9 protein-coding genes are annotated in these 6,668 nt (G+C 61.9%); 6 read left to right on the top strand and 3 right to left on the bottom strand.

Going from position 1 to position 6,668, the window contains the following annotated elements; translation table 11 throughout:
* From F759_RS39720 to F759_RS0134740, 6 genes are all read left to right on the top strand, one after another.
* Window positions 1-956: IS30 family transposase (locus F759_RS39720; RefSeq protein ID WP_036026139.1), on the top strand; the 956-nt coding region annotated here is incomplete at its 5' end.
* Window positions 957-1,125: 169 nt separating this feature from the next.
* Window positions 1,126-1,506, top strand: coding sequence for a DUF2946 domain-containing protein (locus F759_RS0134720; protein ID WP_027803817.1), 381 nt, complete (start codon window positions 1,126-1,128; stop codon window positions 1,504-1,506).
* 106 nt (window positions 1,507-1,612) lie between these two features.
* Window positions 1,613-2,506: a hypothetical protein gene (locus F759_RS0134725; protein WP_027803818.1), complete on the top strand. Its 894-nt coding sequence runs from the start codon at window positions 1,613-1,615 to the stop codon at window positions 2,504-2,506.
* 17 nt (window positions 2,507-2,523) lie between these two features.
* Window positions 2,524-2,889 carry a copper resistance CopC family protein gene (locus tag F759_RS0134730; protein WP_027803819.1) on the top strand — a complete coding sequence of 122 codons (366 nt, stop codon included), beginning with the start codon at window positions 2,524-2,526 and terminating at the stop codon, window positions 2,887-2,889.
* A gap of 2 nt (window positions 2,890-2,891) precedes the next feature.
* A complete protein-coding gene (locus tag F759_RS0134735; protein WP_027803820.1) occupies window positions 2,892-3,794 on the top strand; it encodes a copper resistance D family protein in 903 nt (300 codons plus the stop codon).
* 115 nt (window positions 3,795-3,909) lie between these two features.
* Window positions 3,910-4,356, top strand: coding sequence for a copper chaperone PCu(A)C (locus tag F759_RS0134740; protein WP_027803821.1), 447 nt, complete (start codon window positions 3,910-3,912; stop codon window positions 4,354-4,356).
* Window positions 4,357-4,791: 435 nt separating this feature from the next.
* On the opposite strand, the gene F759_RS0134745 is transcribed toward F759_RS0134740, so the two are convergent.
* From F759_RS0134745 to F759_RS0134755, 3 genes are all read right to left on the bottom strand, one after another.
* The gene (locus F759_RS0134745; protein WP_027803822.1) at window positions 4,792-4,992 is read right to left on the bottom strand and encodes a hypothetical protein; all 201 of its coding nucleotides are present in this window, start codon (window positions 4,990-4,992) and stop codon (window positions 4,792-4,794) included.
* Window positions 4,989-6,158: an IS91 family transposase gene (locus F759_RS0134750; protein ID WP_027803823.1), complete on the bottom strand. Its 1,170-nt coding sequence runs from the start codon at window positions 6,156-6,158 to the stop codon at window positions 4,989-4,991. Before F759_RS0134750 ends, F759_RS0134745 begins: the two co-directional genes overlap by 4 nt.
* Before the next feature lie 16 nt (window positions 6,159-6,174).
* Window positions 6,175-6,668 (bottom strand): tyrosine-type recombinase/integrase (locus F759_RS0134755; RefSeq protein WP_027803824.1); only part of this gene is annotated, 494 nt, incomplete at its 5' end.

Here is a 6,668-nt window from a genome sequence, read left to right on the forward strand (position 1 = left end):
AGGAAATTTCTCGCTGCCTGGTAGCCCGATCGTCGATTCGGTCTATTGCAGCCAGGCTGGGACGAGCTCCTTCCACGATCAGCCGCGAGCTGCAGCGCAACGGAGGCATGCAAGATTATCGAGCGGGTCAGGCGGACGCGCTCGCCTGGGATCGGGCACGTCGCCCGAAGGTTTGCAAATTGGTGAGAAACCAGACACTGGCGCGAGTCGNCGCTGCAAAGCTGAAGCTGCAGTGGTCTCCTGAGCAGATTTCTGGTTGGCTCAGGCATGTATATGCCGTCAACAAGGACCATCTGGTGTCACACGAGACGATCTATCGCAGCCTCTATATTCAGGCTCGGGGCGCCCTGAAAAGGGAATTGCTTGAACACTTGCGACGCTCTCGAGTCATGCGCCGGTCCCGGCACCACACATTGAAAACTGAAGACCGCACGAACATTCGCGACGCTGTATCGATCAGCGAACGCCCCCCTACAGCGGAGGATCGCGCAATACCCGGGCACTGGGAAGGTGACTTGCTGTATGGCAACGCTACCAGCCAGATTGCAACTCTCGTCGAACGTCAAAGTCGATTCGTGATGCTGGTAAAAGTAGCCAGCAAGGATTCTGAGGCTGTGATCAACGCGCTGATACGACACGCCAGCAAGTTACCTCGGGAACTATATAAATCGCTGACCTGGGACAGGGGCTCGGAAATGGCCGATCACAACCGCTTTACCGTGGCTACCGACATCAAGGTCTATTTCTGCGATCCACAGCATCCCTGGCAACGCGGCTCGAACGAAAACACGAACGGGCTTCTGAGGCAGTACTTCCCTAAAGGCACTGATCTCTCCGTCTATTCACAGGCTAGACTTAATGTCGTAGCCAGGCGGCTCAACGAACGTCCCCGAAAAACACTAAACTTCGACACACCGGCCGAGAGATTTCACCACACCGTTGCATCCACCGGTTGAATCCGCCACCCTTCGGAGTCAGTCAGGCGGGGCCTGCGAGCGTCTCAATAGTGGGCGACTTGAGACTTTCGGCAACGCGGCGAGCTGTGACAGGGCGAGGCCTGCAAGTAACGCATGGCATAATGCGCCGCATTGATCGTCACCAGACCAACATCGAATCGTCGGCCTTATGCTGAGCTGTTTCTGCCGGAAATTGAGCTTCTGTCTGGGACTGCTGGCAATCCTGATGGCGACGCTTGCGCCGACGGTTTCGCACGCACTGGCTGGCCGCAATGAAGCTGTGCTCTCTCCAGCTTCGCTCTGCTCTGCAGATTCGACGCCCGGCGATCCATCGGGCAACGAGGACACCTCCCACTCTCTGGGTGCGCACTGGCATGCTTGCGGCTACTGCAACCTGATTGCGCACATGCCCGTGTTGCCGAGTGCCCAGCCTGAATTTGCGGTCACGGTGTGGGTCATCCAGCATCGCGTTGCGACGCGGTTCGAGAGCATTCGTCGCGTCGAACCGCTCGCATCCGCTCAGCCGCGCGCGCCTCCCGTTTCATCCTGAATTGAGCCCTGGTGGCGATGCCGTGCACGAACGCATCGCCAGGCGTCGTCGTGTCTCTTCACAGACTCGCGGCGGCGCAATGACGACCTCAATCAATGGATGAAACATGAATATCAATATCCTGCGCCATGGCAAACCCTTCTTCGCCACGGCAACGATCTCGTTCGGCGCAACGGCGCTCCTGCTCGCCTCATCGCCAGCCGCTGCCCATGCCGTCGCGGGCGACCGCGTCTTTCCATCAACGATGGCGGTCGATGATCCCGGTGTCGGCGATGAAGCTAACTTCGAATACGGGCATCAGCGTGTTCCCGGAGACAACGGCGATCAAAGCATCAATACATTCAGCTTTGAGTACGACAAGCTGATCACGTCGAGGCTTGCGCTGTCCGTCGACGGCGCTTACGTGATGCAGAACAATTCGACTGCGCACGGCTTCGACAACTTTGGGGTCGGCCTTAAGTATCTGCTGTATGTGAACGCCCCGCACGAATTCATGACTTCAGTCGGCGTGCATGCGGAATTGGGTGGAACCGGCAGCCACGCGATTGCGGACAGCTTTTCGGCCATCTCGCCGACGATTTACGTGGGCAAGGGCATGGGCGATCTGCCTGACTCGCTGGCCTATCTCCGGCCCGTTGCCATTACTGCGGAAGCTGGGCCTTCGTTGACCACCGGAGCCGGTCAGCCCAATTCTTTCGACTACGGTTTCACCGTCCAGTACAGCCTGCCCTATCTGCAGCAGCAGGTGCACGATTTCGGCTTGCCGCAGCCGCTCTCGAACATTGTTCCCATCGTCGAGGTTCCGCTGTCGAGGAGTCAGGGCCAAACCACTGGCACAATCAATCCAGGGTTCATCTGGATCAACCGCTATGGCCAGTTCGGTGTCGAAGCCCAGATACCAATCAACCGCGCGAGCGGTTCGCATGTGGGCATTCTGGTACAGGTCCATCTTTTCTTGGACGATGTCGCGCCGAAAACGCTCGGCAAGCCGCTGTTCTGACGGTAAGGAGTCCTCTCATGAAACTGCACACGAATGCACGCGCGGCCATCGCCGCGCTGTTGATCGCCGGCTGCGATCTCGCGCAGGCCCACGCCTACCCGACCCACGAGGCGCCGGCGGCCGGTGCGACCGTCACGACCTCACAGAAGGACGTAGCGATCGACTTCGACGATGGTCTGGAGCCTGCCTTCAGCTCGATCGCCGTCACGGACTCGCGAGGCAAGTCCGTGACGAGCGGCAAAGCTGCGTTTGACCCGTCGAACAGCAAACACATGTCGGTAGGACTAAATCCCCTCGTGCCGGGCGCGTATACCGTCTCGTGGGTCGCCGTTGCCAACGACGGCCATCGCACGCAAGGGCATTACATGTTCACGGTGAAGTAACGGTGGATCCGGTCGTCGCCCAGATGGCACTGGCCGCGATGCAGGACGTTCTGTTTGCCGTCGCTACCGGCGTTCTTGCATGCGGCGTCCTGGGCGCGCGTAGCGGATTGCCTGGGCAAGACACGACGCGAGTCTGGCGGACCGTCGCGTCAGTCGCACTCGCTCTCACCGCCCTGGCGTACCTCTGGCTGCAGGCCGCAATCATGAGCGGTTCGCCGCTCAGTGAAGCTGGTTCGGCTATCGCCCCAGTGCTGACACAGTCCCACGTCGGTAAGGCGTGGTCGATCGGGCTTGCCGGCGCGCTGCTCGCGGCGTTGAGTGGCCTCAACAAAGAGCGCGGCTCAGCGCTCTTTGCTGCGGGGTTCGTCCTGTGGGTCGCGGGCAAGGCAGCCGCGAGCCATGCGGCCGACTCCGGCGACTTCTCGTGGCGTGAGGCGATCCACGTTGTTCACCTTTCCGCGACTGCGCTTTGGGCGGGCAGTGTCATCGTCGCCGCGATCCTGTTGCGCGGGCTTGAACGCGAACCACGCCGTCCGCCCGGACAGAGGGCTGCGTTCTGCTCCGCGCTGTCTCATCTGGCGACGACTGCGCTCGTGATTGTTCTCGTCACCGGTTTCTACAACGCCGTTCAGGACACGGCGCAGGCCAGCGCGCCGCTGTTGCGCACACCCTGGGGTCGGTTGCTCGCCGCAAAGCTTGCATGTGTGGTCCTGGTGACATTGCTCGGCGGCTGGAACCGGATGGCGATTCTGCCCGATCTGCTCGTGCTTGCTGAGCGGAACGATCCGGATTGCCCGGCCGCGCAACGCCGCTTCAACGGCGTTCTCTGTGTCGAAGCGCTCGTCATGCCAGCCGTACTTGCGCTGGCTGCGGTGCTGGGCCATATGTCGCCGACGGGCGGATAGCGGAGCGGCCATGTGGACACGCGACCGGTTTGACGATCTAGCCGTGCCTCGGTGCCGCGACCTGGGTCCCACCGGCGCATCACATTATCCTTAACGTAGAACAGCAGGTTATGCCATGCTCCACCCCTTCTTTCGCCTGGCTATCGCGCTGCAGCTAGCGGTTACCTCGCTAACCGCTTTGGCCGCTTGGTCGAGCGCCATGATGGTGTCCGACTGCTGGATCCGCTCGATGCCGGGCGACGTGCCGTCCGGCGGCTACTTTAAACTGATGAACATGGGTGACAAGCCAGTCGCTCTCGAAGGTGTCAGCACGGAAGCGTTCGGCATGTCCATGCTGCATCAGACGCAGACTACCGGGAGCACGTCGAAGATGGTCATGGTCGACAAGGTGACCGTCCCGGCCAACGAGACACTCGCATTCGCGCCGGGGGGGTATCACGTGATGTTCGAGAAGGAAAAGAAGCCGCTGACGGTCGGCTCGGCGGTTCCCGTCACGTTCACGTTCAGTGACGGGGAGAGTATCGTCGGGCAATGCGCGGTGAGGAGCGCAACAGGCAAGTAATGACGCTTGCAGGCCGCGCAAAATCGATCGCGAGACTTGAGAACGCGGGCTGCAACGGTTCGGGCAACCGGCGGACGTTTGTATCTGGTCAATGATGCTCGATTCGCTCGGCGATGTGAAATGATGCTACGCCGTGGCGACGAGCGAAAAATGGCAGTTTTTACGCATCGCCGCGCACGGAAATTGAACGTCGCTGTCCGAGGCGGAATCCGACCTTCGCGCGTTCTATGGAAAGGGCGTCTGTTGGCCGGGTGCTGTCTGATGCCTTGAGCTCATGTCGTTAAGCGTTGTTCGATGCCTGCCCTTGTCCGCAGCCCATGAGTGCACGGCGACGCATGCGGGCAGGCGTTGGACAAGGCTCGAGGGAGGAAACCGCGGAGTGAACCGACGCGGCCGGAACCTTGATCGGCTATGGGGAATAAAGCGGGCTCACCGTCAGCCTTGCCACCGGATGCTGAAGCGAACCTGGGTCGGGATGGTGTCGAAGGCGGTTTCGAAGGTGTCGACCGGAATGATGTGACGATGCCGCGAGCGGCGCCAGGGGCTGCCTGGAGCGGCAGACGTGAGTGTCTCCTGTTGGCGCTCGTTGCCGAAGAGCCGACGGTCCGAATGAAGATCCTGGTCATTTGCGCTCATACGCTGCCTCGGAATGTCGGGGGCGCGCGAATCGGATGGGTGCGCGGGAGGATCTCGATGATGATCATCGGGGCGCCGCAGTGTCTGCAGACAAAGGTCGGCGCTCTGGTATCCGCACAGGTGTCATCGCTGGCGTCAGTGACTGCTGGGGCGTGCAGCAACGCACGTATGCTCGCGAGGTTCTGCCGTCGCACCGGATTGGCAAGCAGCCCATAGTGACGGATGCGATGAAACCCGCCTGGCAGCACGTGCAGCAGGAATCGACGCATGAACTCACCGGCCTCGAGCGTCATGGTCTTGTAGCGGGTGCGCCCCCTGGCGCGGTAATCCTTCCAGTGGAAGGTCACGCCCCGCTCATCGAGCGCGATAAGTCGCCGGTTGGAGATGGCCACGCGATGCGTATAGCGCGACAGATACGCGAGTACGGCCCCGGGTCCGGCGAACGGGCGCTTCGCATACACCACCCATTCACACGCGCGCAACGGCGCGAGCCACCGGGCGAAGGTAGCCTGATCGGCAAGCGCGGCATACTCGCCGAAGAAGCGTAGCTGACCGCGACCATGCATTGCCGCGAGTTCTTCCAGGAAACGGCGCCGGAACAGGCGCGAGAGCACGCGCACCGGCAGGAAAAAGCCGGGCCGGCATGCGACCCACCGCTCGCCGTCAGGCGACAGGCCACCACCTGGGACGATGCCGTGCACGTGCGGATGGTGCGTCAGTGCCGAGCCCCACGTATGCAGCACCAGCGTCGCGCCGATCTGCGCGCCCAGATGCTTTGGATCGGCGGCAATGGTGCGCAGGGTTTCGGCGGCAACATCGAACAGCAGGCTGTAGAGCACCGCCTTGTTGTACCAGGCGATCGCGCTGATCGCGGCGGGCAGCGTAAAGACGACGTGGTAGTACTCGACCGGTAGCAGATCGGCCTGACGTGCCTCGAGCCACCGGTGCGCGGCGCTCGCCTGACACTTCGGGCAATGGCGGTTACGGCACGAGTTGTAGGCGACTTCGATCTGTTCGCAGCCGGAACAGCGCAACACATGTCCACCCAGTGCCGCGCTGCGGCACTGTTCAATGGCCGACATCACCTTCAGCTGTCCCAGGCTGAGCTGTGTGGTCTGTCGCCACGCGGGCCCATGCGCGCGGAAGACGTCCGCGACTTCGGGCACGGAAGTGCTCCGTGTTTCAGATGCTGTGCAGGTTCTCCAGCGGGCTGGTGACTTCGCGCAGCAGGTCGGTGGCCACCTGCGCGTAAAGCGCGGTGGTCTCCAGCTTCTTGTGGCCGAGCAGCACCTGGATCACGCGGATGTCGACCTTCTGTTCGAGCAGGTGCGTCGCGAAGCTGTGGCGCAGCGTGTGCATGGACACGCGCTTGTCGATCTGGGCCGCCTCGGCGGCGGCATGAATGGCGCGGTTCAGTTGCCGGGTGCTGAGCGGGTCGATGGGATCGAGCCCGGGAAANAGCCNCCCGCCGTCGGGCATCTTGCCCTGGGCCCGGGCCACACGCCACCAGACCCGCAGGCGTTCGAGCAGTACGGGAGAAAGCATCGCGTAGCGGTCCTTACGGCCCTTGCCCTGTTCAATGCGCAGGGTCATACGTTGGCTGTCGACGTCCGTAACCTTCAGCCCTACCACTTCACTGACGCGTAGTCCGGTGCCATAGGCGACCGAGAGGGCCG

It is taken from the genome of Paraburkholderia dilworthii (assembly GCF_000472525.1).
Lineage (GTDB): Bacteria > Pseudomonadota > Gammaproteobacteria > Burkholderiales > Burkholderiaceae > Paraburkholderia > Paraburkholderia dilworthii.

Coding starts and splice junctions, on each gene's coding strand:
- F759_RS0134745 (WP_027803822.1), bottom strand. CDS start 4,992: ATGAGCGCAAATGACCAGGATCTTCATTCGGACCGTCGGCTCTTCGGC.
- F759_RS0134725 (WP_027803818.1), top strand. CDS start 1,613: ATGAATATCAATATCCTGCGCCATGGCAAACCCTTCTTCGCCACGGCA.
- F759_RS0134720 (WP_027803817.1), top strand. CDS start 1,126: ATGCTGAGCTGTTTCTGCCGGAAATTGAGCTTCTGTCTGGGACTGCTG.
- F759_RS0134740 (WP_027803821.1), top strand. CDS start 3,910: ATGCTCCACCCCTTCTTTCGCCTGGCTATCGCGCTGCAGCTAGCGGTT.
- F759_RS0134730 (WP_027803819.1), top strand. CDS start 2,524: ATGAAACTGCACACGAATGCACGCGCGGCCATCGCCGCGCTGTTGATC.